Here is a 25,890-nt window from a genome sequence, read left to right as displayed (position 1 = left end):
GGACTGAGGTCTCTGTTCGCCTTATGTCCACGGCCAAATCCACAGCTCACACAGTCTACTTCTTAATGGGAACACACATTATTGCCCACACATTCCTTGTACTCCCCTGAAAGTTCGATTCCCGGACGCATCAGCAGAGGAGGGGTACCGCCGTCGTGCCCTTTCGCTAGGCTTCGACACATGGAGCACGAAGAGAGCCCGCGCCGCCCCGCGAGCATCTCCGTGCCCACCCGCAAGGACTCTTTGCTGAGGCATCTGACTGAGGTCGTGGGAGGCCCGCTGGGCCGACATGCTGCCCCAGGGATTGTCCGCCCGGCGGTTTTCACCGTGGAGCGGGTTCTGATTCTCATGACGACGGCGGCTGCCGTTCTCGCGGTGCTGATCAAGGCTCCCTGCCGGGTTGACGGGTGGGTGCGGCCCGTCCAGTTCTATCGGGCCTGCTATTCCGACTGGACGGAAGCGTTCCAGTTCCAGGGCCTTGGAAGCGGGCTTTTCCCCTTTGCGGAGGGTTCCATTTTTGACGGTCCGGTGCTGGTTGGAGTGTTCGCGGGCCTGGTTGCGTTCCTGGTGCCGACGTCGGAAGCCGGGATAATCCAGACGCAGTCCGTGGTGCAGTATTTCGATGTCAATGCCGTGTTGATCGCAGCTGCCTGGATCGGAACGGTTGTCGCGACGATGCGGCTGGCCAGCCGGCGGCCCTGGGATGCGGCAATCGTTGCTATGGCGCCGATCGCCGTCCTGACCGTGACCTCAAGCTGGGCCCTGCTGTCCGTTCTGCTCAGTGTCTTCGCCGTATGGGGATTCGCGCACCAGCGCTATGTGGTGTCCGGTGTGCTGCTGGGGCTAGGCGCAGGGTTCAGCATCCATGTGCTCCTGGTCTTCGGTGCCGTGATTCTGCTGGCCCTGCGCACCGGCCGTTTTCGCGCCGCGCTCATGACGGGTAGTTCGTTGGCCGCGGTGTGGGTTCTCACCGTTCTTCCGTTCGGTCCGGGACGGGGAATGGCCCTTCCGTGGGAGTACGATCCGGCGCGCCTCGAGGTTTCATCGTCGCTCTGGGCCGGTTACAACCTCATCGCACAGCAGGCGGGCCTGCCGAGCCTCACACCCAACGCAACGGGGATTGCGGCGCTAACCGGCTTCGGGATACTGACGGCGCTCATCGTTCTGCTGGTGTTGCGGGCACCTCGACGGCCGAGGCTTCCGCAGGTGGTGTTTCTCCTGATTGGGGCGCTGGTGCTCGTTGTTCCGGACTACCGGCCGGAATTCAGTCTGTGGCTGCTGCCGTTCCTGGCGCTTTCATATGTCGATTGGAGAATATTTCTCACCTGGCAGCTCGTAGAAGTCCTTCACTGGTGGGCGTACTGGATGTTCGTCGCCCGGGAGGTTTCAGCGGGCGTGGTTGAGAACAACATCGACGCCGTCTACTATGTGGCCGCAACCGTGGTTCGACTGTTAGTCACGGGTTATCTCCTCTACCGGGTCGCACAACATGTACTTGAACCGGCATATGATCCGGTACGGCGTCTGGACATCGATGACCCTGCGGGCGGTCCTTTCAACGGCGCTCCTGATCGAAAGGCTTACGCTCCGGTAGGCTTGAGCGAGCCCCGTCCGGGCCCGAAAATCCCCGCACCGAAAGACTCCCAGTGACAGAATCCGTCTTCCGCAGCGAGCGCCTTACGCCTGAAGCTTTCGAGGCCTTGGCGTCGGCTCATCCCGACGTCATCATCCCCCTCGAGCAGACGCCGCAGTGGGCACTTTTCGAGCGGAGCCTGGGCCGGGAGCCCTATGGCCTGTGGGCCTACTACGACGACGGCGGCGCGCCCGTTGTGTTGATGAGCCTCCTGCGGGTGCGGCGAAAGTTCCGTGAATCGCTGGTAGCAATCAATGGGCCCGTCTGGTTCGCCGACCGTTCACCTGCCGCTGAACTTCGCCTGATGCGGACGGTTCAGGAGCAATTCGCCGAAGACCCGGGCGCGGATCCGCTCTACGTCCGGATGCAGGTCAGGACTCCCCAGCCTCCGGCTGATGGTCCGATTGAGCATGGCTGGTATGAGCGCGAGATCGTCGTGGACCTGACGCCCAGCGAGGACGCCATCTTCAAGTCCTTCCGGCCGAACGCCCGCAACAGCATCCGGCGTGCGGAACGCTCAGGCGTAGAGGTCCGAACCATCGAACGGGCCGATTGGGTTGATGTTTTCCGTCAGGACCTTTATCCCATCCTGCAGGAAACAGCCGAACGCGATGGCTTCTCAAGCTTCAGCACCGACTACTACGAAAAACTCCTCTCGGAGCTGGGGGACTACCTCCGGCTCATGGTGGCTTACGTGGACAACCGGGCGGTGAGCTGGCTTATCACCACGGAGTACCGCGGGTATTCGGTTTACTACTTCGCGGGCAGCACACTCGATGCCCGTAAGACCTTCGCCCCCTACCTGCTGCTGTGGGAAGCGTTCAAACAGCTCAAGGCTGCGGGAAACACAGCCTGCGGTCTCACCGGGATCGTCAGCGAGAACTACCCGCAACTGGTCAACGTGACAACGTTCAAACGGAACTTCTCGAAGAACGTCGTGGACATCCCAACCACGTACGACATCCCGCTGAACCCCGGAAAGTATCGGGTAGTGGCCGGATTGCTGTCGTTCCGCAGGACGGCACCGGCGAAGGGCCGTGCGCTGCTGATGGGGGCGGCGGCGCGGTTGTCGAAGCTGCGGGCCGGTCGCACCGAGGTCAGGAACTAGTCATGGCCGACGTCGCGATTGTCGGTGCCGGGCCCAACGGGCTGGCGGCCGGCGTCGTGATGGCACGTGCAGGACTGAGCGTCGAGGTTTTCGAGGCCGGGAAGACTGTCGGCGGCGGATCGCGCACCATGGAGCTGCTCGAACCGGACCATCTCCATGACACCTGCTCTGCAGTTCACCCGATGGCGTTGGCCTCGCCGTTCTTCCGGGAGTTCGGCCTCTCCGAGCGGGTCCCGTTCGCGGTGCCTGAGCTGTCCTATGCGAACCCGCTCGACGACGGGCGGGCCGGCCTTGCCTACCGGGACTTCGGGCGCACGGCTATGAGTCTCGGCAAGGACGGACAAGCCTGGCGACGACTGATGCGTCCGCTCGTGCAACATATTGACGGTGTGGTGGACACCGGGCTGAACCAATTCCTTCGTATCCCTCGCCGCCCTGTGGCTGCGGCCCGGCTGGGTCTGGGGACCCTGGAGCAGGGTTCGCCGCTGTGGAACCTGCGCTTTTCAACGGAAGAGGCGGCAGCGTTGTTCACCGGCGTTGCCGCGCACGCGGTATCTCCATTGCCGACCCTCGCTGCTGCCGGTGCCGGACTTACCCTTGGTGCGTTGGCCCACGCGGTGGGATGGCCCATTCCACTGGGAGGGTCGCAGGCACTGGCAAATGCCATGGCGGAGGACATCCGGGCGCACGGAGGAGTGATCCACACTGCTCGCCGGATCGAGTCGATCGCCGAGTTCGACGACGCCCGTGCAGTCCTGCTCGACGTTTCCCCTAGCGCTGTCGGAAGCCTTGCGGGCCATCGTCTGCCTCCGGGATACCTTTCGGCGCTGGAGGGTTTCCGGTACGGCGGCGGAGCCTGCAAGGTCGACTTCATCCTCTCAGGGCCGGTGCCCTGGGCGAACGAGGAAGTACGGACCGCGGGCACTGTCCACGCGGGTGGTACACGGGCGGAAGTAGCGGCTTCCGAAGCCGAAGTGGCGGCGGGACAGCATCCGGACAAGCCCTACGTCCTGATCTCGCAGCCTTCACTGTTCGATTCCTCCCGTGCCCCGCACGGACGGCACATCCTCTGGACGTACTGTCATGTACCCAACGGATCCACGAAAGATATGACCGAGGCCATAGTGCGGCAGATCGAGCGTTTCGCGCCCGGCTTCCGTGACGTCGTCGTACGTTCACACACAATGACGGCGGCCGATCTGGAACAGTACAACGCCAACTACGTGGGGGGAGACTTCGGCGGCGGTGCGGTCACCATCCCGCAATTGCTGGCGCGTCCCACGTTCGGGCCGAACCCGTGGCGGATGCCTGCGAAGGGTCTGTACCTGTGCTCGGCGTCCACTCCGCCGGGGCCGGGCGTTCACGGCATGGGCGGGTATCACGCTGCGAAGCTGGCGTTGAAGGATGTGTTCGGTCTGTCGGTACCGGATCTGTCTCCGGCCTCCTAGAAGGAACATCAGAACCGCGAATCGCGTTCCATCACGAGGAACGGAAGCAAGGAGATGCGCGGGTGCTGCAAGTAATAGTCATTGGTGCGGGGCAGGCCGGGCTTTCCGCGGCGTACCACCTGCAGCGGCAGGGTCTCCGACCGGAACGTGACTTCCTGGTCCTCGACGCGAACGAGGGCCCCGGTGGCGCGTGGCGGCACCGCTGGGACTCACTGACCTTCGGCGCAGCGCACAACATTCATGATCTGCCCGCCATGGAACTGGGCACACCTGACCCGACCGAGCCGTCCTCGTCCGTTGTTGCCCGCTACTACGGCTCCTACGAGCGGGAGTTCGAGCTCAGAGTTCGCCGCCCAGTCAGGGTCGAAAAGGTCACCGAGGAAACATCGGGAACGCTCACCGTCCACACTGACGCAGGAACATGGGAGACCCGCCTCCTCATCAACGCCACGGGCACGTGGGACCGCCCGTACTGGCCCTACTATCCAGGCCGGGAACAGTTCCGCGGACGGCAGCTGCATACCCAGGACTTCGTCAGCGCGGAGGAGTTCCGCGACAGGAGCGTTGTGGTGGTCGGTGCGGGAACTTCGGCCGTCCAGTTCCTTCTCCAGCTCCACGAAGCCGGCGCGAGAACCACCTGGGTGACCCGCCGCCCACCTCTCTTCACCGACCGGACGTTCGACTCCGAGTGGGGCCGCGACGTCGAGCGCAGGGTGCACGAGCACACCAAGGCCGGGCTTCCGCCGTCGAGCGTTGTGTCGGTGACCGGACTTCCGCTGACACCCCAATACAGGGCGGGCATTGACGCAGGCATCCTCCGGTCGGAGGGGCCGCTCAGGAGGATCACAGAAACCGGCCTAGAGCTCGCCGACGGCAGGACGGTCGCAGCCGACGCCATCCTGTGGGCCACCGGGTTTCGTGCCGCACTCGACCACCTGAAACCGCTGAAGCTACGGGAGCCGGGGGGCGGCATCCGGATGGACGGCGTGAAGGTCCTGAAGGATGATCGCGTGCTGCTGGTGGGCTACGGCGCATCAGCATCAACCCTCGGAGCCACCAGGGCCGGACGGGCGGCAGCGATTCAGGCAGTGAGGCAGCTCAGAATCGTGGATCAGCAGGAAGAGCTCGCGGGCTGACGCCCAACCATTTCCGGCGTGCGTTGCCGAAGAGTAAGATTGCTCACGATCACACAATTGAATAGCCATAACCAGCCAATGACCCGCAGCGGGAGAGTTCTGCCGTTGACTCACGTCCGGCAGGCGCCGTAGGAGCAAACCCTCCCCAGGAATCTCTCAGGCCCAGCACCGCAGCGGAAAGGCAACTCTGGAAAGCAGTACAACCACAGCGTGATTGTGCTCACCGACGGTGCAATGCGAGCGTCTCGTCCGCAAAATCTCTCAGGTCCAATACAGAGTGGGGAGGAACCCGATAATCGTCCGCACACCCCGAGCGGACCCGATCTACGGAGTTCCCATGACCCACCAGACGGAATCAACCTTCTCCGACCGCCACATCGGTCCGCGCTCGAATGACGCGGAGCGGATGCTCAAGGTCCTCGGATACCCAAGCCTGGACAAGCTCGTCGACGTAGCGGTGCCGGAGAGCATCCGCATTGAAGAAGGTCTCGACCTTCCGTCTGCGCTGAGCGAGTCGGAGGTTCTCGCAGAACTGCGCAGCATCGCGGCGAAGAACAAGACCGCCGTCCAGATGATCGGTCAGGGCTACTACGACACCGTTACGCCCCCGGTAATCCGCCGCAACGTCCTCGAATCTCCCGGCTGGTACACCGCCTACACGCCGTACCAGCCGGAGATCTCCCAGGGCCGGCTGGAAGCACTGCTGAACTTCCAGACGATGGTCCAGGATCTCACCGCACTGCCGATTGCCAACGCGTCCCTGCTCGACGAAGCTTCCGCCGTGGCCGAAGCGGTCCTGCTGATGCGACGCTCCGGCAAGAACAAGGGACGCACCGTCCTGGACGCCGACTGCCTGCCCCAGACCATCGCCGTCGTCACGGGCCGCGCCGAAGCGCTCGGTTTCGACATCGAGATTGCTGACCTTTCCAACGGTTTGCCCGACGGCGACATCAACGGCGTCGTCCTCCAGCAGCCCGGCACGTCCGGCGTCCTGCGCAACTCCACCGACCTCATCGCCAAAGCGCACGACGCCGGAGCGCTGGTCACGGTCGCGGCCGACCTGCTGGCGCTGACCCTGATCACCCCGCCCGGTGAGCAGGGCGCGGATATCGCCGTCGGCTCCGTCCAGCGTTTCGGTGTGCCGCTGTTCTTCGGTGGACCTCACGCCGCGTACATGGCCGTCCGCAAGGGGCTGGAGCGGATGCTTCCCGGCCGCCTGGTCGGTGTGTCAAAGGATTCAGACGGCGCTCCCGCCTACCGGCTTGCGCTGCAGACCCGTGAGCAGCACATCCGCCGTGAGAAGGCGACGTCGAATATCTGCACCGCGCAGGCGCTGCTCGCGATCGTGGCCAGCATGTACGGCGTGTACCACGGGCCGGACGGACTGAGGGCTATCGCTGAACGCGTCCACGGCAAGGCCGCGAAGCTCGCCGCGGCTCTTCCCGGAATCGTCCACGGCCAGTTCTTCGACACTCTCCTCGTGAAGGCGGACGGCGCGGCCGCGGACCTCGTCAGCAAGGCCGAAGAGTGCGGCATCAACCTGCGCCTGGTCGACGAGGATCACGTAGGCATTTCCTGCGACGAAACCACCACGGACGCTCATCTTGAGACGATCGCAGAGGTTTTTGGCGCCGGCCTTCCGGACGAAGCGGATGTTGAGACGACGATTCCCGCCGAACTGCAGCGTTCGTCGTCGTACATGACCCACCCCGTCTTCTCGCTGCACCGCTCCGAGACCCAGATGATGCGTTACCTGCGCAGCCTGTCCGACCGCGACCTGGCGTTGGACCGCACGATGATCCCGCTGGGCTCCTGCACCATGAAACTCAATGCCACCGTTGAGATGGAGCCGATCTCCTGGCCGGAGTTTGCAACCATCCACCCGTTTGCTCCTGAGCATCAGACCGAGGGGTGGCGCCAGTTGATCGGCGACCTTGAAGACCGCCTCGCTGAAATCACCGGCTATGCCAAGGTTTCGATCCAGCCCAACGCAGGGTCGCAGGGTGAACTCGCCGGGCTCCTGGCAATCCGGAACTACCACCTGTCACGCGGCGATGAGGCGCGCAAAGTGTGCCTCATCCCGTCTTCAGCGCACGGCACCAATGCCGCGTCGGCCGTGCTCGCCGGCATGAAAGTGGTGGTTGTGAAGACCGCCGAGAACGGTTACATCGACCACGACGACCTGCAGGCCAAGATCGAGGCGAACGGTGACTCGCTGTCCGCGATCATGATCACCTACCCGTCCACGCACGGCGTCTTCGAGGAAGACGTGCGCTGGGTCTGCGACCAGGTACATGCGGCCGGTGGCCAGGTCTATATCGACGGCGCCAACCTCAATGCCCTCGTTGGGCTCGCCAAGCCGGGTGAGTTCGGCGGCGACGTCTCCCACCTGAACCTTCACAAGACCTTCTGCATCCCGCACGGCGGCGGCGGGCCAGGCGTTGGCCCGGTTGCGGTGGCGCAGCACCTCGTGCCGTTCCTGCCCGGAGACGCGAATGATGTGTCGAAGAGCGACATCCATACTGGCGTCCCCATTTCCGCCTCCCGCTTCGGTTCAGCAGGTGTGCTGCCGATTTCCTGGGCGTACATCGCCCTGATGGGCAGTGAGGGCCTGACGGCGGCAACCAAGTCCGCGCTGCTGGCCGCCAATTACGTGGCCACCCGCTTGAACGAGCACTTCCCGGTGCTCTACTCGGGCGAGAACGGACTCGTCGCCCACGAGTGCATCCTGGACCTTCGCGCACTGACGGCCAAGACCGGGGTTACCGCTGAGGACGTCGCCAAGCGCCTCATCGACTACGGCTTCCACGCTCCCACCCTGAGCTTCCCGGTTGCGGGCACGCTGATGGTTGAGCCCACTGAGTCGGAGGATCTCGGGGAACTGGACCGTTTCGTGGACGCGATGATCGCCATCAAGAGCGAGATCGACCGTGTCGGCTCCGGTGAGTGGCAACTCGAGGATAGCCCGCTCCGCCAGGCTCCTCACACCGCCCAGGCACTCATCAGCGACGAGTGGTCCTTCGCCTACTCCCGCGAACTGGCGGCTTTCCCGCTGCGCACGCTGCGCCACGACAAGTATTTCCCGCCGGTTCGCCGCATCGACGGCGCGCACGGAGACCGGAATCTTGTGTGTTCGTGCCCTCCCCTTGAAGCCTTCGAGGAAAGCGCGGCATCCGTCGAGGACACCACAGCCGATGTCAACGCCTAAGGAAGCCGCCATGACAAAGCAGACAGCGCTCTATGCGGAGCACCAGGAACTCGGCGCCGCCTTCACCGACTTCGGCGGGTGGCAGATGCCCCTGAAGTACCGCAGCGAGCTGGAGGAGCACCACACCGTCCGCCGGGCGGCCGGTATTTTCGACCTATCCCACATGGGGGAGGTGATGGTCAGCGGACCGCAGGCAGCGGACTTCCTCAACTACGCGCTCGTGAGCGACCTCGCATCAACGGCGGTAGGCAAGGCGAAGTACTCCCTCATCTGCAACGAAGACGGTGGAGTGATCGATGACCTCATCATCTACCGCCTCGCCGGGGACCGTTTCCTGGTGGTTCCCAACGCCTCGAATTCCGACACCGTCGCCGCTGAACTTCAGCGGCGTGCCGGGAACTTCACTGTAAAGGTCGAGGACCAGTCCCAGGACACGGCGCTCATTGCGGTCCAGGGACCGAACGCCGAGGCGATCCTGCTGGGGATGAGCGGTGGCACGGACCGGGAGGCCATCACCTCGCTGAAGTACTACTCGGCTGTCCACGTGGACCTCGCCGGGCAGTCCGTTCTCCTGGCCCGCACGGGCTACACCGGAGAGGACGGTTTCGAACTCTTCATCGAGAACGGCCAGGCCGTGCAGCTGTGGAAGGCCGCAACCGAGGCCGGTGCAGAACACGGCCTGGCGCCGTGCGGCCTGGCCTCCAGGGATTCGCTACGCCTCGAAGCGGGTATGCCGCTCTACGGACACGAGCTTGGCCTGGACACCAATCCCTTCCAAGCCGGTCTGGGGGGTGTGGTGAGCCTGAAGAAGACCGGGGACTTCGTGGGCCGCTCGGCGCTTGAGCCGCTCAAGGGGGAGGCCCCTGCCCGGAAGCTTGTCGGCTTGCGCGGTGCGGGACGGCGATCAGCCCGCGCCGGTTACGACGTCGTCCGGGACGGACGGACCGTCGGTACCGTCACGTCCGGCCTCCCAAGCCCAACCCTCGGGTACCCGGTTGCGCTCGCGTACGTCGAGACGGAGCTGAGCGAACCCGGCACCGAACTCCAGGTCGATCTGCGGGGCCGCCCTGAGGGGTTCACCGTGGTCGGACTGCCGTTCTACAAGCGTCCGGGCCGATCATGACAATCAGCGCCTTCGACCTGTTCAAGATCGGAATAGGTCCGTCAAGTTCGCACACCGGCGGACCGATGACAGCCGCGTACCTGTTCACCCGGATACTCTCCGAGCAGGGTCTGCTCGAACAGGTGAGCCGGGTCGAGGCGGAGTTGTTCGGTTCGCTCGGCGTGACCGGTCATGGGCACGGTACCGTCAAGGCCGTGATCCTCGGCCTCGAGGGTGAGCAGCCGCACCTCACCGATCCGGAACGCGCCGAACCGCGCGTCGAGGAGATCGGTGAGTCCAAGGTCCTCCGACTGGCCGGGACGCACGAGGTCGCCTTCGATGTCACGGAGGACCTGATCCTGCACCGCAAACAGAGGCTCGATTACCATACGAATGGTATGCGCTTCTCGACATATAACGCTGATGGAATACTCGTCTGTGCGCGGGAATACTACTCGGTGGGCGGCGGATTCGTGCTGGATCAGGACCAGATCGGCGCGGACCTCTCCGGTGGCCCCGCCGTCGCTGTTCCCTATGCGTTCGAGTCGGGCGAGCAGCTGCTCGGGATTGCGGCCGGCACCGGAAAGTCCTTCTCGGAGATAGTGCTTGCGAATGAACTGGCAGTCCGGTCTGAGGAGGAGGTTCGCACCGGCCTCCTCGAAATCTGGGACGTCATGCAGGACACCATCCGGCGCGGATCCACCAACAGCGGCATCCTTCCCGGCGGACTGCATGTCCGTCGCCGCGCTGCCCGGCAGCTCGAACTGCTCCGCAAGGAAGCAGACCCCGACGACCACCTGAGCACCATGGAATGGGTGACGCTGTTCGCGCTCGCGGTGAACGAGGAGAACGCAGCCGGTGGTCGGGTGGTCACGGCTCCCACCAACGGTGCGGCCGGCATCATCCCGGCCGTCCTGAAGTACTACACGGACTTTGTTCCAGGAGCCGACGACGACGGCGTCATCCGTTTCCTGCTTGCCGCCACTGCCGTCGGTGCCCTGTTCAAGAAGAATGCATCGATCTCCGGAGCCGAAGTAGGCTGCCAGGGCGAAGTGGGCTCCGCCTGCGCAATGGCGGCCGCCGGGCTGGCCGAGGTGCTGGGCGGTACTCCTGAACAGGTGGAGAACGCCGCGGAGATCGGCATTGAACACAATCTGGGTTTGACCTGCGACCCCGTCGGCGGTCTGGTCCAGATTCCGTGCATCGAGCGCAATGCGGTGGGAGCCATCAAAGCGATCACGGCCGCCCGGATGGCCGTCCGCGGCGACGGGCAGCACTTCGTCTCGCTCGACGCCGCGATCAAGACGATGCGCGAGACCGGCGCGGACATGATGGACAAGTACAAGGAAACGGCCCGGGGCGGGCTTGCCTTGAACGTCGTGGAATGCTGAGTGGGCTTCCCGAGCCGGGTTGAGATCGTGCCGGGCGGCGACGTCGTCGTCCGGCTGCAACGCCATCTTGCCCCGCCGGCCACGGTAGCCGTGACGTGCCTTCCGCACCACGGCGCGGCGAAGACGGTGGAGGTCTCGGTTGAGCTTGCCGGGCTCGGGTACCGCGCGATCCCGCATCTGGCCGCACGATCGATTGGCTCCAGGCAGCAACTCGCGGAATTCACTTCGCGTCTCGCCGATGCCGGCGTGCGCGATATTTTCGTGATCGCCGGGGATGCCCGCGAGGCAGAAGGGCCGTACGCCTGGAGCCTGCCGCTCATGGAGGATATTGCCGACATCGGCGGGTTTGAGACGGGCTTCGCCGCCTACCCCGAAGGCCATCCCACCGTTCCTGAACCCGAGCTCACAGAGCTGCTGCTGAAGAAGCAGCAACTCGGTGGTTGGGCAGTCACGCAGATGTGCTTCTCCGGGCAGGTGCTTGGCGACTACGTCACCCGGCTGAGGTCCCACGGCTTGACGGTGCCCGTGTGGGCCGGTGTCCCCGGGAGGGTCCGGCGCACCCGCCTCGTCTCGCTCGCCGGACGCATCGGCGTGGGCCCATCGCTCAAGTTCGCCAGGCGCAGCGGTACGCTGCTGCGCACGATGCTGGCGCCGTCGTCGTACGATCCTTCGCGGTTGGTGCGCTCCATAGAGAAAACCAACGCATTCGCCGGGATGCATATCTACAGCTTCAACGACTTCCGAGGGATCGAGGGCCGCTAACTGTTGCGGCTCAGACCGAGTCGCACTCCTTCTCGGAATGGTGGCCGAAATCCTGTCCGGCGATAGGGTCGGAGTAATGCAACATCAACAGCATGCTTCCGATCTCCCGGAGCACATCCTGCCGGCGCCTGATTCCACTCATCTCACTGATGGCTTTGTGCGTGTTCGGGGCGCTCGTGAAAACAACCTGCGCAACGTGGATGTGGACGTCCCGCGTGATGCGATCGTGGCGTTCACCGGAGTATCCGGCTCGGGCAAATCCTCGCTGGCCTTCGGGACCATCTATGCCGAAGCCCAGCGACGCTATTTCGAATCGGTGGCACCGTACGCCCGCCGGCTCATTCAGCAGGGGCACAACCCCAAAGTGGAACAGATTACCGGTCTGCCTCCAGCCGTAGCCCTTCAACAGCGACGCGGCGCGCAGAGCAGCCGCTCCACTGTCGGCACGGTCACCACCCTGTCGAACTCCGTGCGTATGCTCTTTTCCCGCGCCGGCAGTTACCCGGAGGGCGCCGAGCAACTTGATTCGGATGCCTTTTCCCCGAACACCGCGGCAGGCGCCTGCCGGGAGTGCCATGGCCTGGGCATAGCGCACACCGTCAGTGAGGACTCCCTGGTACCGGATCCCTCCCTCAGCATCCGCGATGGAGCCATCGCCGCATGGCCGGGCGCCTGGCAGGGCAAGAACCTGCGTGACATCCTCACGCACCTCGGCTACGACGTCGAAACTTCGTGGCAGAAGCTGCCGAAAAAGGACCGGGACTGGATTCTTTTCACCGAAGAGCAGCCCGTGGTGGAAGTAACGCCCCAGCGCGACCGCGTTGCCAAGCCGTACAAGGGACGGTTCTGGAGCGCCCGGAGCTACGTTCTGCACACCCTGGCCGACTCAAAAAGTACCGCCATGCGTAACCGGGTGTTGCAGTTCATGCATACTGGCCCATGCTCACGCTGCGGTGGCAGCGGGCTGAGGCCCGAAGCCATCGCCGTGACGTTCGCCGGTAAGACCATCGCCGAATTCAACGCCCTACCGTTGAACGATCTGGCCGAAATCATCCGGCCCACCGCAGAACTCACGTCACCCGGGACCGCCTCGCGCGGGCGGACTTCAGGCGAGAATGATGAGGTGGCCGTTGCCCTGACCAGGGATCTACTGCTTCGGATCACCGTGCTCCTGGACCTGGGGCTGGGTTACCTCGCCCTTGGGCGATCCACACCCACGCTGTCCCCGGGTGAAATGCAGCGACTCCGGATCGCCACTCAACTTCGGTCCGGGCTGTTCGGTGTGATTTACGTGCTCGACGAACCCTCGGCTGGGCTACACCCAGCCGACGCCGAACCTCTCCTCGCAGTGCTGGACCAACTCAGGGTGTCCGGCAATTCGGTGTTCGTCGTGGAACACAACATGGACGTGGTGCATCGCGCGGACTGGATAGTGGACGTGGGACCGCGCGCCGGTGAGGGTGGAGGAGAGGTGCTCTACAGCGGACCGGTGGACGGTCTCCGCGAGGTTGCCGCTTCGGTTACGAGGCCTTTCCTGTTTCCAGAGCATTCCGGCGGGCCGGACAGCGGCAATTCAAACATCGAGGATGATGGCAGCAAAGATGCCCGTGGCGGTTCCGGCAGGGAAGCCGCCGGTTGGCTCGAAATAAGGGATATCAGCCGGCATAACCTGCGCAGGCTCGATGTGGACTTCCCTCTGGGTGTGCTGACGGCAGTCACCGGCGTATCCGGCTCAGGCAAATCAACTCTGGTCAGCCAGGTTCTTGCCGAGGTCGTCAGTGAACGGCTGCACCCTAGGAGCGAGGCGCCGGAAGAGCCGATCCCGGAAATCCAGGATGGCACCGCCGCCTCCCAGGCCGGAGCACTGAGCGTGGGGTCCTTTCCCGGGCTGAACCAGCTTGACCGGCTGGTGAAAGTCGACCAGAAGCCGATCGGCCGAACTCCGCGCTCCAACCTCGCAACCTACACCGGACTCTTCGACTCCGTCCGCAAGGAGTTCGCCGCCACGGACGAAGCCCGGTCCCGGGGCTTCGGCGCCGGACGGTTCTCCTTCAATGTGGCAGGCGGCCGCTGCGAGACCTGCCAGGGGGAAGGCTTCGTAGCGGTGGAACTGCTGTTTTTGCCCGGCAGTTATGGGCCTTGCCCTGAGTGTCATGGTTCGCGGTTCAACCCCGAAACTCTTGAAGTTGAGTACCGCGGACGGAATGTCGCTGATGTTTTGGGAATGACGGTGAGCGCCGCCGCAGAGTTCCTCTCCGACGTACCTGCAGCAGCGCGCAGCCTCCAAACGTTGCTGGAAGTGGGCCTTGGCTACCTCCGGCTCGGCCAGCCCGCCACCGAACTCTCCGGGGGCGAGGCCCAGCGCATCAAGCTGGCCACCGAAATGCAGCGCGCCCACCGTGGCCATACCCTGTACGTGCTGGATGAGCCGACGACGGGGCTACACCCGGCCGACGTCAAGCTTCTAATGGCGCAGCTGCACGGGTTGGTCGATGCCGGCAACACAGTGATCGTGGTTGAACACAAGATGGATGTCGTGGCCTCCGCTGACTGGGTGATCGATCTGGGTCCCGCCGGTGGCGACGGCGGCGGACAGATCATCGCCGTCGGCACCCCTGCCGAAGTTGCGCGCTCCAACGAGAGCCGGACGGCGCCCTACCTCGCCGCTGCTCGCCGGCTTGGAGCTCAAGCCTCCCTCGCCGATGCTTCAAGCTAGTCGCCCTTGACGTTTACGATCTGGCGCAGCGTGTGCCGGATGCGGACCAGGTCGCGCGCGTCTTCCATCACGACGTCGATGTCCTTGTAGGCTGCCGGGATTTCATCGATGAAGGCGTCGGTGTCGCGGTACTCGATGCCGCGCATTGTCCGCCTCAGTTCGTCGCGGGTGAAGGTGCGCCGCGCGGCGGTTCTGCTGTACTCCCGGCCCGCACCGTGTGGAGCGGAGTTCAGCGACGGCGGGTAGCCCAGCCCCTCGACCACGTAGGACGCCGTCCCCATTGACCCCGGGATGAGCCCCGGCCGGCCGGGGGAGGCGTCGATCGCACCCTTGCGGCTGAGCCAGACCTGTTTGCCGTAGTGGGTTTCCTGGGCGGTGTAGTTGTGGTGACAGTTGATGCGTTCCAGTTCCTGCACCTCGTCGCCCGTCCACCGGGCGAAGCACCCGATCACGCGGTCCATCATCTCCTTCCGGTTGAGCAGGGCGAAGTCCTGAGCCCATCGCAGCTCGCGGATGTATTTCTCGAACTCGTCATCACCTTCGTTGAGGTAGGCGAGGTCGTTGTCCGGAAGGGCGATGCGGCGTTTGTCGCACAGATCCAGAGCCACACGGATGTGATGCTGCGCGATCCGGTTCCCCACACCGCGTGATCCGCTGTGGAGGAAGAGCCACACGTCGTCGTTCTCATCGAGGCTCACCTCGATGAAGTGATTGCCGGATCCGAGTGATCCCAGTTGCAGCGCCCACTGTTTCGAGTACGACGACGGATCGAACCCTGCGTTGTCAGCATCCCGTGCCAGCCGCTCGACGCGTGGCTCCGCCGACTCGAGGATTTTCTTGTTGCTGTGCCCGGCCGAGAGGGGAATCGCCCGCTCGATCGACTGGCGAAGAGTCTTGCGGTCCAGCCTCTGCAGGTCACCGGCCCTGTGCTGGGTGCGCACGGCGATCATCCCGCAGCCAATATCCACGCCCACCGCCGCCGGGATGATGGCGCCCAGGGTGGGGATGACGGAACCGACCGCAGCCCCCTTGCCCAGGTGGGCGTCAGGCATGCTCGCGAGATGTGGATAAATGAACGGCATCGACGCGGTCTTCAGATTCTGCTCGCGCGTCCTGGGATCCAGAATGCTCGCGAAGTTTATGTAGGTGGGGCTGACCTTTTCCATGGTCGTCTCATCCTCCTGCACAGATACGGGCGCATCAACCAACTTTTCCCCAAGGCGGGGAGGCAATCATCAAGCATTCCTTCCCGGCAGCGGCCGGCGAGGCAACCGTGTGCAGGAGGATTGATGGGCGTGGAAATCATCGCCGCCGTCGTGATGGCGGCGGTCCTGACTCTGGTGGTAGCGGCGGTCCGGCTCGACACACAGGAACGACCACGTGGCATCCCCGCCGGGACGCTGCTATCGGCTGAGGATCGGCGCCTGCTGCACCTGCTGAAACTCACGCCGGCGGAGTGGCTCATTTTAACGAACCAGCAGCGGGAGGATTTACGGGAGCGAGCCTATCGAGGTATGGAGTAGCGGCACGGTTACTGTCTTCAACCGTGAAAGACTTGAGCGGTGGCACATCTTGACCTATCCAACATTGACTACTTCCTCTCCGACGGCCGTCAATTGCTCAACGGCGTCACCTTCAAAGTCGGTGAGGGCCACAAGACCGCGCTGATCGGGCCCAACGGAACCGGAAAGACCACCCTCCTGCGTATTGTCGCCGGTGACATCACCGCGGACGAGGGAGCCGTCACCCGGTCCGGCAGCATGAGCATCATGCGCCAGTTCGTCGGCCAGGTCCGTGACGACACCACCGTTCGTGATCTCCTCGTCTCCGCCGCTCCGCCGGCGCTCGCCGCAGCCGCGAAGCGCATCGATGACGCCGAGCTGGCCATGATGGAGCACGACGACGAACCCACCCAGATGCGGTATGCACAAGCCATTGCCGACTGGGGAGACGCCGGCGGGTACGAGCTGGAAACCACCTGGGACGAAGTGACGATGGCGGCGCTCGGCGTGCCCTATGACCGCGCCCAGTACCGCGCGGCGTCGTCGTTGTCCGGAGGCGAGCAGAAGCGGCTGGTGCTGGAAGCGCTGTTTTCGGGACCTGACGAACTGCTCCTCCTCGACGAGCCCGACAACTACCTCGACGTCCCCGGCAAGCGCTGGCTGGAAGCAAAGCTCAATGAGTCCAGCAAGTCTGTGCTGTTCGTCAGTCACGACCGGGAGCTTCTCGACAACGCTGCCACCCGGATCGTCACGCTCGAGCCCGGCGCCCTCGGTGCGTCGAGCTGGGTGCACGGGGGAGGCTTCAGCACGTACCTGCAGGCGCGGACCGACCGGAACGCGCGGTTCGAGGAACTGCGGCGCCGCTGGGACGAGGAGCACATCAAGCTCAAAGAGCTCGTGAACATGTATAAGAACAAGGCGGCGTTCCGCTCGGACATGGCGAACCGGTACCACGCCGCCCAGACGAGACTGGCGAAATTCCTGGAAGCAGGACCGCCCGAAGCGATACCGATTGAGCAGAACGTGAACATGCGGCTCAAGGGCGGCCGCACAGCGAAGCGGGCCGTCGTTGCGCAGAAGCTCGAACTCACAGGACTGATGAAGCCGTTCAGCACCGAGATCTGGTTCGGTGACCGGGTGGGGGTGCTCGGTTCCAATGGATCCGGCAAGTCCCACTTTCTCCGCTTGCTCGCAGCCGGCGGTACGGACCCGGAGAAGGAACACGAGCCCGTGTCCGAGGTGAGCATCGATCCGGTGCCGCACACCGGCGTCGTGAAGTTGGGTGCCCGCATCCGGCCCGGATTTTTCGCCCAGACGCATAGCCGCCCGGATCTGTTGGGCCGGACGCTCCTCGACATCCTGCACCGCGGGGATGACCATCGGTCCGGTCTCGGGCGGGAAGCGGCGTCCGCTGTGCTGGACCGCTACGGGCTCGCTGGCCAGTCGGAGCAGCTGTATGACTCGCTTTCCGGCGGACAGCAGGCACGGCTGCAGATCCTCCTGCTCGAGCTTTCCGGCGCCACGCTGCTGCTGCTGGATGAGCCCACGGACAACCTCGATCTGCATTCAGCCGAGGCATTGGAACGCGCCATCGACGCATTTGAGGGCACCGTACTCGCAGTGACCCACGACCGCTGGTTCGCACGCGGCTTCGACCGGTTCCTGGTCTTCGGCGAGGACGGCAAGGTGTACGAGTCCGAGACTCCCGTCTGGGACGAGGGCAGGGTGCAGCGGGCGCGCTAAGTCCCCGGTGGGGTTGACTCTCAGCTTCACTGTCGGTTCCATCACACTTGGCGCCGCGTGTAGACCCGGCCTGTACCTGCGCATAGGGTTTATGGGTGCAGAGCAAAGTCAATCCGGCCATGTGGGCTACCTTCGCAATCTTCGGGCTCAATGGCCTCATCTTCGCCAGCTGGGCGGCGCGGATTCCGTCCGCGTCGGACGTGCTGGGACTGAGCGACGGTCAGACGGGTGCGCTGCTGCTGGTCGCGGCCATCGGCTCCATGATTTCCCTGCCGTTGTCCGGAGGAATCGCGGCCCGAATCGGCACCGCGAACACCGTGAGGGTTGGTGGGGTTGCTTCCGCAATCGCAGCATCCGTCATTGCCGGTGGCCTCATGACTCAATCGGTAACTCTCGCCGCGGCAGGCCTGTTCATCTTCGGCCTGGGCATCGGCCTGTGGGATGTTGCGCAGAATCTTGAAGGAGCCGACGTCGAACGCCGGCTCCTGCGCACCATTATGCCGAAGTTCCATGCAGCCTTCAGCGGCGGTGCCTTTGTCGGTGCGGTTGCCGGCGCCGCCCTGGCCGCCGGCGGTGTAGCGCTCTCGACACACCTGGTGGTGGTGGCCGCCCTGGTGCTGGTCATTTCACTGTGGATTCCGCGCTACTTCCTGCCGGAGCAACCTCACGCCGAAACGTACGACGACGCCGCCCCGCGCCGGGGCGGATTCGCCGCCTGGAAGGAGCCTCGCACTCTCCTCATCGGATTGGTGGTCCTTGGTGCCGCGCTCACCGAAGGCGCAGCCAATGACTGGGTAGCGAAGGCCACCGTCGACGGTCTCGGTGCCAGTGAGGCCGTCGGTGCCTTGATGTTCGGTGTGTTCGTTGCCTCGATGACGATTTTCCGGTTCATCGGCGGCGGCTTCATCGACCGGTTCGGCCGGGTGCGGGTGCTGCAGGTGAGCCTCGCGTCCTCCCTTGCCGGCCTGGTGCTCTTCGTCTTCGCGCCCACCGTGTTTCTCGCAGGTGTCGGAGCGGTCCTGTGGGGGACAGGTGCAGCCCTCGGCTTCCCGATGGGCATGTCCGCCGCCGCCGATGAGCCGCGGTTCGCGGCCGCGCGCGTATCGGTTGTCTCGACCATCGGCTACACGGCGTTTTTGGCGGGACCACCGCTGCTGGGCTTCCTCGGCGACCAGGTGGGCATCCGTAACGCCCTGCTGGCTGTTGGTGTGGCCGTATTGGCTTCCTTCATCGTGGCACCGGCTGCTGCGGAGCGCCGAGCGGAAGAATCGGAAGGCACCCGCGTTCCGTCCTGACGCCGTCGTTATTTGGGGTTAGCGGACGCCGGCAGGGGGCGGGCAGCCGTGCTGCCCGCGCCTGCCGCTCTTGTGTGCCGTCCCTTGCGGAGATCGTCCTTTAGGACGACGCCGGCCGCCGGCCGGGTCGCTAGGCTCGGAAATGCTGCCCGGATCCGGGTGCGAGGAAAGCCGGAGGAAAACCAGTGGAGCATACCCGACCGATCGAACAGTTCTCGGTGACGCAGAAGATCACCATGATGGTGAACCGGTATGAAGTGCGCTCAGTTGACTCCGACGGGGAGCCGGTAGAGCTCTTGGCCCTCGCCCAGCAGAAGCGGGCTGCCTTCAAGGAAGAGGTCCGCTTCTTCTCTGATGAATCGAAGAAGACGGTGATTTTCTCCTTCAAGGCACGTCAGAGGCTGGACCTGGGGGCCACCTACGACGTGCGCGACGCCCAGGGAAATTCAATCGGCAGCTTTCGGAAGAACTTCGGTGCTTCACTGCTGCGCTCAACCTGGCAACTGGATGCGCCGGGGATCCAGGCGGTTGGCAGTGAACGCAGCCAGGCTGTTGCGATCGCCCGCCGTATCTGGGAGTTCGTCCCATTCCTCGACGCCATACCGGTGCCCTTCCTGTTCCACTTCGACTTTCGCGACCCGTCCGGCCAGGTGGTCTTGACCTCGGAACGGCGGCGATCCCTGCGCGACCGTTATGACGTCACTGTCCCGGGGGCACGTATCGACTGGCGGGTGGCTGCAGCGATGGCGGTGGCACTGGACGCCTTGCAGTCCCGGTAGGGGGCTGGGCCGCACAAAACCATTGCCCTGACGGACAATGATGTATACGGTGTCTACATACATAAACCCGCGCACGTGGACCGTCCGTCCACGGCTCCCGTCCTACGCGGAACACCCCGGTGATTAGCGGACCCAATCTGTCCGCAATGCCCTTCATCCCACAACTTGCCAAACCTAGGGTTGACCCATGACGATCATCCAGGCCGAAGGTCTGAAGAAAACATACACATCGAAGAGCGGCCCGGTGCATGCACTCGCGGGCCTCAACCTTTCCGTTCCCCAGGGGACCGTGAAGGCACTGCTGGGTCCCAACGGGGCGGGTAAGACGACGGCAGTCAAGGTCCTTACCACCCTCATCAAGCCGGATGAGGGTACGGCCCACATCGACGGAATCGACGTGATCCGCAACCCGAAGGCAGCCCGGCGGATCATCGGCGCATCCGGCCAGTATGCGGCGGTCGATGAGAATCTGACCGGATTCGAGAACCTGGAGATGGTGGGCAGGCTCTATCACCTGGGTGCGAAGAGGGCGCGAAAGCGTGCACAGGAACTGATTGATCAGTTCGAGTTGACGGAAGCCGGCAACCGCCCGGTCAAGGGCTTCTCCGGTGGCATGCGCCGTCGTATTGACCTTGCCGGTGCCTTGGTGATCAACCCCAAGATCCTGTTCCTCGACGAACCGACCACCGGACTGGATCCGCGCAGCAGGCTCGCCCTATGGGAAATCATCAAACAGCTGGTCAACGACGGCACCACGCTCCTCCTGACCACCCAGTACCTGGAAGAGGCGGACCACCTCTCGGATGACATTGCCGTGATCGACGGCGGCAAGGTGATCGCCGAGGGCACCTCGGATAAGCTGAAGGCCCAGATCGGTGGCCACCGGGTGGTTGTCACGCTGGTGCACCAGGCCGATGCCGGGGCGGCACGCGAGATCCTCGCACGCCACGGAGACGGTGCTCCTGCGGGGAACGACCGCACCGTGGAGGTGTCCGTCGTCGAAGGTCCGCGGGCGCTGCAGTATGTGCTTTCAGACTTGGGACAGGCGGGGATCCAGCTCCACGACGCCGGCATGCGCCGACCAACGCTTGATGACGTGTTCCTCAAGCTCACCGGCCACAAAGCCGAGGATGAGACCAGCAAGAGCGATGCCGAGATGGAGAAAGCCCAATGACCGCGGTCAGCCAACCCGCCTACGAGAGCGTAGGTTCACCGTTCGCTCAGCTGCTTTCAGATGGCTGGATCGCGACCCGCCGCAACCTGATCAAGATCAAGCGGGTCCCGGAGATCCTTGTCTTCACCATCCTTCAGCCCATCATGTTCGTACTCCTGTTCAGCCAGGTCTATGCCGGTGCAATGAACGTTCCTGACTACGTGAACTTCCTGATGGCCGGCATTTTTGCCCAGACAGTCATCTTCGGCTCCACCTTTTCGGGAGCTGCAATGGCACAGGACCTGAAGGACGGAATCATTGATCGGTTCCGCACCCTTCCCATGAGCCCGGCGGCAGTGCTGATCGGGCGTACCAACGGCGACCTCGTGATCAACAGCATCTCGATGATGATCATGATGGGCACCGGCTGGCTGGTCGGTTGGCGCGTGACCACGTCGTTCTGGGGCTTCCTGGGCGGAGTCGCGGTTCTGCTTCTGTTCTCCTACTCCTTCAGCTGGGTCATGGCGCTCCTCGGGATGAGTGTCCGTAGTCCGGAGGTCATCAACAACGCGTCCTTCATGATCCTGTTCCCGCTGACCTTCATCTCGAACGCGTTTGTCCCGATCCATACCCTGCCGGAGGTGCTGAAGAACATTGCGGAGTGGAACCCGGTGTCCGCCCTCGTGGAGTCGGCGAGGTTGCTGTTCGGGAACACCAACCCCGATTTCCCGGAGCCCACGGCCTGGACACTGCAGAATCCCATCATCACCGTGATCCTCGGAATCATCGTGATGCTTGTGATCTTCGTGCCGCTCTCGGTGAAGAAGTTCAAGTCCGTCAGCTCCCGCTAGCAACAGAAGACGACGGCGGCGGCCCGTGTGGCTGCCGTCGTCATCCCGCGGGGGGGGGAGTCACCATCAGCCGCCGCGCCGTCGTGCCGGCTGATGGGCCCTGGAAGGCATCATCCTTTTGGCGTACGGGGGCAGGGGCAAGATCATCCCGCCGGTCGGCGCCGCGCAGGCAGTTGCTCCGTAGTGTTGAGGTATCCCAAGAACTCCCTTCCCCAAGGACGCCCATCATGATTGAGGCAACGGATCTGTCCAAGCGTTACGGCGCCAAAGCGGCGGTAGACCGGATTTCGTTCAGCGTGAAACCAGGCCGCGTCACCGGGTTCCTCGGACCCAACGGCGCCGGCAAGTCCACCACCATGCGCATGATCGTCGGACTCGATAATCCGTCGGGCGGCGACGTCCGAGTCAACGGCAAGCACTACGCACAGCATTCCGCGCCCCTGCGTGAAGTGGGTGTGCTGCTTGATGCGAAAGCTGTCCACACCAAGCGCACCGCCTATAACCACCTCCGGGCGATGGCCGCCACCCATGGCATCCCCAACAGTCGGGTCAAGGAAGTCATCGAGATGACCGGCCTGGGGCCGGTCGCCAAGAAGCGCGTCGGGGGGTTCTCCCTCGGAATGGGCCAGCGGCTCGGCATTGCGTGTGCGCTGCTGGGAGACCCGCACACCGTCATCCTGGACGAACCCGTCAATGGGCTGGACCCGGAAGGTGTGCAGTGGGTACGGCACCTCGCCAAGGGCCTGGCGTCCGAGGGCCGCACCGTCTTCCTCTCCTCGCATCTGATGTCGGAAATGGCGCTCACCGCGGACCACCTCATAGTGATCGGCCGCGGGCGTATCATCGCCGATGCTCCGATCCGCGAGATCCTTGACGGACACGGCCAGACCCGGGCACGCGTGCGCACCGACCGTCCGGCCGACCTGGTAAGGGCCCTGGCCGCGGATGGTGTTTCCAGCCAGCACCTCGAGCCGGAGCTTCTCGAAATCACCGGCGCAGACTCCCGCCGTATCGCCGAAGTTGCACTTGCACGCGGCATCCTCGTCTACGAACTGACGCCGCTCCAGGCATCCCTCGAGGACGCGTACATGCAGCTCACCACCGACGAGGTCGAGTACCACTCACAATCTCTTCCGCAGGCTCCTGCCGGGACCGGCCCGAAGGAAGGCAAGTAGCCATGGCACATACAGCCACCGCAGCGAACCCAGCCGGCGCAACCACCCGCCGGGAGACCTCCGGGGCCGGAGTGAGCTTCTTCCGTGTCCTCCGATCAGAGTGGATCAAGGTGACCACCGTCCCCTCCACCATGATTCTGTTGTCGATCACGCTGGTGGTGATGATCGGCCTGTCCGCGCTTTTCGCGTGGTCCATGGCATCCAGCCAGGCCTCAGCCGAGTCATTCACGTCTTCTGATCCCGAGATTGCCGCTCAACTCGCAGCTACCGATTACGGCGAACTCGCGCTGAGCTCGCCGAGCGCCGGGATCATCTTCGGGCAGCTCCTCATCGCTTCCCTCGCCGTCGTGCTGATCGCGTCCGAATGGGGAACGGGGATGATCCGCTCAACCATGGTCGCGGTCCCCAAGCGCATCCCCGCACTCCTCGCAAAGAACTTCATCATCGCAGCCGTCGCCTTCGTGGTGGGGGCAGGGGCCGCCCTGATCTCCTACTTCGTTGCGCAGCCCTTCCTCGCGCCAGAGGACATTGACTTCGCCATCACCACGGACGGGGTGTTGCTGAGCATCATCAATACGGGTTCCGTGCTGGCGCTGATGGCCGTCATCGCCATGTCAATCGGCACCTTGCTCCGCAACACCGCCGGCGGTGTGGTGACGGCGATTGGGTTGCTGATGGTGCTGCCCATCATCATTCAGCTCTTCTCCGGACTCGCTGACTGGATTCCCGACGCCGCGCGGTTCCTGCCGAGCAGCGCCGGCGAGCAGATGGTTGCCATTTCCATTGCCGATGATGCCCTGAACCAGTGGCAGGGAGCCCTGGTGCTGGGCGCTTGGGCACTCGTGCTGCTGTTAGTTTCGCTGGTTGTCACGAAGAAGCGCGACGTTTAGGCGGGATTGATCAGCACACCCAATATGCTCACTCCATGAGTGACAAAGCCTCGTTGAGGGAGGCGGCGGAACGAACGGCTGCCGTCTCCTTCACCGAGATCAATGCACGACGGCTAGGCCCCATCCGCCGGTACTTCCGATCACACCCGCGGATGATGGACCTCGTCGTCGTTCTGTTGTTCCTGCTCAGCAGCGTACCCAACATCCTCCTGCCCCTTGAGCGGGCTGCAGGCCCATGGAGCCTCTTGCCGATCGGCGTGGCGGCCGTCATCCTTTTTTTCCGGCGTAGCCGTCCGCTGATTGTTCTCGCACTGCTGTGCGCCATTGAACCCGTTGCCCTGGTGATCTCTGACGCCCGATCAACGGTGGGCATCGGCATCTGGTTCGCGCTGTACGCGGTGGCCGTCGCCTTCCCGGTCCGCACGGCGGTCTGGGCCTTCGCGGGAGCGGTGGTGACATCGGTCTTCCCGCTCGCTTTCATTCCCGCCGCGATGCCGGAGGAGGCGCCGTATGTAATCTGGGTAATCATGGGCTTCGCGGTGATGTGGTACGTGGTCGCCGTCGGAGTAGGCGTGACAATCCGCCGCGAGAGACTGCATGAACACGAACTGCGCGAATGGGCAGAGCGCAACGCCGAACTCGCCTCCGCCACTGAGCGGAACCGCGTTGCACGCGAAATGCACGACGTCGTTGCCCACTCCCTGTCGGTGATGATCGCGCTGTCGGACGGAGCCGCCGTCGTCATGAAACGCGATCAGGACCGTGCGCGGGAAGTTCTCGCCGAACTCTCCGCCACCGGGCGAACCGCCCTCGCGGACATGCGGAGAGTGCTCGGTGTCCTCCGCGAAGGGCCCGACTCCGCACCGCTTGCCCCGTTGCCGGCCGGTGGTTCGCTCGCGGGCCTCCTTGAAGGGTTCCGAGCCGCCGGACTGCCCATCCGGGTGCAGCTCAGTGGCCCCGGGCTGCCGGAAGACGCGGCCTTCGAGGTGACCATTTACCGCATCGTTCAGGAGTCGCTCACCAACGTCCTGCGCTATGCCAAAGCTGTGACCACCGTTGACGTCCTGATTGCCAGGCTGGGCGACTCCGTCAAAGTACGCGTGTCCGACGACGGCCGCGGAGCCATGGAGCCCGTACAGTCAGTGGGCACGGGACAGGGGATCGCCGGCATGCGCGAGCGTGCCGCCATCTACGGCGGCACCGTCAGTTGCGGGCCGGGCCCGTCCGGTGGGTGGATTGTCACGGCCGAACTCCATACCCCTGTTGAGAACCGTCAGGAGAAATCCGCGTGAGCGAACCAACCAGAGTCCTCCTGGTGGACGACCAGCCGCTGCTCCGCATGGGGTTCCGTCTCATTCTCGAAGGGGAAGAGGACATGCGGATAGTCGGAGAAGCTTCCGACGGCGCCGAAGGGGCGCGGTTGGCAGAACGGCTGGTTCCCGACGTCGTACTCATGGACGTCCGCATGCCGGTGATGGACGGAATAGAGGCGACACGGCGCATCACGGAGTCGGGCGCGTGCGCCCGGATCATCATTCTCACCACGTTCGATCTGGACGAATATGCGTTCGCCGGGCTGCGGGCAGGCGCGTCCGCGTTCCTTCTCAAGGATGTCGCGCCTCATGACCTGGTGCAGGCTGTCCGGGTGGTAGCGAGCGGCGACGCGGTGGTTGCTCCGCGGGTGACGCAGCGCCTGCTCGAAGAGTACGTGCGCTCGCGACCGGACACTCCGAAACCCCTCCGCGACCCCCTGCTCCGGGATCTGACGCCCCGCGAACTCGAAGTCCTCGGCGCCATTGCCGAGGGGCTCTCCAACGCCGAACTGGCGCACCGGTTCTTCCTCTCCGAGGCCACGGTAAAGACGCACGTGCGCCGCATCCTCACCAAGCTGCACCTGCGCGACCGCGTCCAGGCCGTCGTGTACGCGTACGAGACCGGTCTGGTGACGCCCAGCCAGGGACTCGACTTCTAGGCACGGGCCCCTCGGTCAGTACGCTT

General features: G+C 64.2%; 20 protein-coding genes and 2 riboswitches. Of the genes, 19 read left to right on the top strand and 1 reads right to left on the bottom strand.

The window, feature by feature from the left end; genetic code table 11:
• Positions 1-180 precede the first annotated feature (180 nt).
• The 9 genes from AC4D2M_RS07370 (at position 181) to AC4D2M_RS07330 (ending at position 14,504) form a co-directional block, all read left to right on the top strand.
• Positions 181-1,650, top strand: a complete 1,470-nt coding sequence (locus AC4D2M_RS07370) for a glycosyltransferase family 87 protein (RefSeq protein ID WP_490890990.1) — start codon at positions 181-183, stop codon at positions 1,648-1,650.
• Complete coding sequence (locus AC4D2M_RS07365) at positions 1,647-2,741, top strand: lipid II:glycine glycyltransferase FemX (RefSeq protein WP_490890989.1); 1,095 nt, start codon at positions 1,647-1,649, stop codon at positions 2,739-2,741. Before AC4D2M_RS07370 ends, AC4D2M_RS07365 begins: the two co-directional genes overlap by 4 nt.
• A 2-nt stretch (positions 2,742-2,743) precedes the next feature.
• A complete protein-coding gene (locus tag AC4D2M_RS07360) occupies positions 2,744-4,189 on the top strand; it encodes a phytoene desaturase family protein (RefSeq protein ID WP_490890987.1) in 1,446 nt (481 codons plus the stop codon).
• Positions 4,190-4,251: 62 nt separating this feature from the next.
• Positions 4,252-5,325: an FAD-dependent oxidoreductase gene (locus tag AC4D2M_RS07355; RefSeq protein WP_490890986.1), complete on the top strand. Its 1,074-nt coding sequence runs from the start codon at positions 4,252-4,254 to the stop codon at positions 5,323-5,325.
• A 79-nt stretch (positions 5,326-5,404) separates the two neighbouring features.
• A riboswitch (glycine riboswitch) is annotated at positions 5,405-5,506 on the top strand.
• A gap of 1 nt (position 5,507) precedes the next feature.
• Positions 5,508-5,611, top strand: a riboswitch (glycine riboswitch).
• A gap of 51 nt (positions 5,612-5,662) precedes the next feature.
• A complete protein-coding gene (gene gcvP / locus AC4D2M_RS07350; protein WP_490890985.1) occupies positions 5,663-8,533 on the top strand; it encodes an aminomethyl-transferring glycine dehydrogenase in 2,871 nt (956 codons plus the stop codon).
• Between the two features lie 10 nt (positions 8,534-8,543).
• Positions 8,544-9,656, top strand: coding sequence for a glycine cleavage system aminomethyltransferase GcvT (gcvT, locus tag AC4D2M_RS07345; protein WP_490890984.1), 1,113 nt, complete (start codon positions 8,544-8,546; stop codon positions 9,654-9,656).
• Positions 9,653-11,026 (top strand): L-serine ammonia-lyase, encoded by a 1,374-nt coding sequence (locus AC4D2M_RS07340; RefSeq protein WP_490890983.1) that lies wholly within the window; start codon positions 9,653-9,655, stop codon positions 11,024-11,026. Before gcvT ends, AC4D2M_RS07340 begins: the two co-directional genes overlap by 4 nt.
• Positions 11,027-11,788: a methylenetetrahydrofolate reductase gene (locus AC4D2M_RS07335; protein ID WP_490890982.1), complete on the top strand. Its 762-nt coding sequence runs from the start codon at positions 11,027-11,029 to the stop codon at positions 11,786-11,788.
• 76 nt (positions 11,789-11,864) lie between these two features.
• A complete protein-coding gene (locus AC4D2M_RS07330; protein ID WP_490890981.1) occupies positions 11,865-14,504 on the top strand; it encodes an excinuclease ABC subunit UvrA in 2,640 nt (879 codons plus the stop codon).
• On the opposite strand, the gene AC4D2M_RS07325 is transcribed toward AC4D2M_RS07330, so the two are convergent.
• Entirely contained in the window at positions 14,501-15,670 is a 1,170-nt protein-coding gene (locus AC4D2M_RS07325) for an RtcB family protein (protein ID WP_490890980.1), read from the bottom strand. The genes AC4D2M_RS07330 and AC4D2M_RS07325 overlap by 4 nt on opposite strands.
• A 123-nt stretch (positions 15,671-15,793) precedes the next feature.
• On the opposite strand from AC4D2M_RS07325, the gene AC4D2M_RS07320 reads away from it, so the two are divergent.
• The 10 genes from AC4D2M_RS07320 (at position 15,794) to AC4D2M_RS07275 (ending at position 25,864) form a co-directional block, all read left to right on the top strand.
• Positions 15,794-16,027 carry a hypothetical protein gene (locus AC4D2M_RS07320; protein ID WP_490890979.1) on the top strand — a complete coding sequence of 78 codons (234 nt, stop codon included), beginning with the start codon at positions 15,794-15,796 and terminating at the stop codon, positions 16,025-16,027.
• Positions 16,028-16,066: 39 nt separating this feature from the next.
• A complete protein-coding gene (locus tag AC4D2M_RS07315; RefSeq protein ID WP_490890978.1) occupies positions 16,067-17,749 on the top strand; it encodes an ABC-F family ATP-binding cassette domain-containing protein in 1,683 nt (560 codons plus the stop codon).
• Between the two features lie 95 nt (positions 17,750-17,844).
• Positions 17,845-19,044: an MFS transporter gene (locus AC4D2M_RS07310; RefSeq protein ID WP_490890977.1), complete on the top strand. Its 1,200-nt coding sequence runs from the start codon at positions 17,845-17,847 to the stop codon at positions 19,042-19,044.
• A 185-nt stretch (positions 19,045-19,229) separates the two neighbouring features.
• Positions 19,230-19,823, top strand: coding sequence for an LURP-one-related family protein (locus AC4D2M_RS07305; protein ID WP_490890976.1), 594 nt, complete (start codon positions 19,230-19,232; stop codon positions 19,821-19,823).
• Positions 19,824-20,010: 187 nt separating this feature from the next.
• Complete coding sequence (locus AC4D2M_RS07300) at positions 20,011-20,997, top strand: ATP-binding cassette domain-containing protein (protein WP_490890975.1); 987 nt, start codon at positions 20,011-20,013, stop codon at positions 20,995-20,997.
• The gene (locus AC4D2M_RS07295) at positions 20,994-21,827 is read left to right on the top strand and encodes an ABC transporter permease (RefSeq protein WP_490890974.1); all 834 of its coding nucleotides are present in this window, start codon (positions 20,994-20,996) and stop codon (positions 21,825-21,827) included. Before AC4D2M_RS07300 ends, AC4D2M_RS07295 begins: the two co-directional genes overlap by 4 nt.
• Positions 21,828-22,054: 227 nt before the next feature.
• On the top strand, positions 22,055-23,002 hold the full coding sequence (locus AC4D2M_RS07290) for an ABC transporter ATP-binding protein (protein ID WP_490890973.1): 948 nt from the start codon (positions 22,055-22,057) through the stop codon (positions 23,000-23,002).
• A 2-nt stretch (positions 23,003-23,004) separates the two neighbouring features.
• Positions 23,005-23,892: an ABC transporter permease gene (locus tag AC4D2M_RS07285; protein ID WP_490890972.1), complete on the top strand. Its 888-nt coding sequence runs from the start codon at positions 23,005-23,007 to the stop codon at positions 23,890-23,892.
• A gap of 35 nt (positions 23,893-23,927) precedes the next feature.
• Entirely contained in the window at positions 23,928-25,184 is a 1,257-nt protein-coding gene (locus AC4D2M_RS07280; protein ID WP_490890970.1) for a sensor histidine kinase, read from the top strand.
• Positions 25,175-25,864 carry a response regulator gene (locus AC4D2M_RS07275; RefSeq protein WP_490891382.1) on the top strand — a complete coding sequence of 230 codons (690 nt, stop codon included), beginning with the start codon at positions 25,175-25,177 and terminating at the stop codon, positions 25,862-25,864. The genes AC4D2M_RS07280 and AC4D2M_RS07275 overlap by 10 nt, the downstream gene beginning before the upstream one ends.
• The last annotated feature ends 26 nt before the right edge of the window (positions 25,865-25,890 follow it).

This window comes from Arthrobacter sp. TJ-270, from assembly GCF_058269075.1.
The sequence above is the reverse complement of the archived record's forward strand: the minus strand, read 5'-3'. Positions and strand labels throughout refer to the sequence as shown.

What these genes read in the sequence shown, in the direction of transcription:
- AC4D2M_RS07325 (WP_490890980.1), bottom strand. Translation starts at nt 15,670, where the DNA reads ATGGAAAAGGTCAGCCCCACCTACATAAACTTCGCGAGCATTCTGGAT.
- AC4D2M_RS07295 (WP_490890974.1), top strand. Translation starts at nt 20,994, where the DNA reads ATGACCGCGGTCAGCCAACCCGCCTACGAGAGCGTAGGTTCACCGTTC.
- gcvT (WP_490890984.1), top strand. Translation starts at nt 8,544, where the DNA reads ATGACAAAGCAGACAGCGCTCTATGCGGAGCACCAGGAACTCGGCGCC.
- AC4D2M_RS07290 (WP_490890973.1), top strand. Translation starts at nt 22,055, where the DNA reads ATGATTGAGGCAACGGATCTGTCCAAGCGTTACGGCGCCAAAGCGGCG.
- AC4D2M_RS07370 (WP_490890990.1), top strand. Translation starts at nt 181, where the DNA reads ATGGAGCACGAAGAGAGCCCGCGCCGCCCCGCGAGCATCTCCGTGCCC.
- AC4D2M_RS07340 (WP_490890983.1), top strand. Translation starts at nt 9,653, where the DNA reads ATGACAATCAGCGCCTTCGACCTGTTCAAGATCGGAATAGGTCCGTCA.
- AC4D2M_RS07360 (WP_490890987.1), top strand. Translation starts at nt 2,744, where the DNA reads ATGGCCGACGTCGCGATTGTCGGTGCCGGGCCCAACGGGCTGGCGGCC.
- AC4D2M_RS07320 (WP_490890979.1), top strand. Translation starts at nt 15,794, where the DNA reads ATGGGCGTGGAAATCATCGCCGCCGTCGTGATGGCGGCGGTCCTGACT.
- AC4D2M_RS07300 (WP_490890975.1), top strand. Translation starts at nt 20,011, where the DNA reads ATGACGATCATCCAGGCCGAAGGTCTGAAGAAAACATACACATCGAAG.
- AC4D2M_RS07280 (WP_490890970.1), top strand. Translation starts at nt 23,928, where the DNA reads ATGAGTGACAAAGCCTCGTTGAGGGAGGCGGCGGAACGAACGGCTGCC.
- AC4D2M_RS07330 (WP_490890981.1), top strand. Translation starts at nt 11,865, where the DNA reads ATGCAACATCAACAGCATGCTTCCGATCTCCCGGAGCACATCCTGCCG.
- AC4D2M_RS07285 (WP_490890972.1), top strand. Translation starts at nt 23,005, where the DNA reads ATGGCACATACAGCCACCGCAGCGAACCCAGCCGGCGCAACCACCCGC.
- gcvP (WP_490890985.1), top strand. Translation starts at nt 5,663, where the DNA reads ATGACCCACCAGACGGAATCAACCTTCTCCGACCGCCACATCGGTCCG.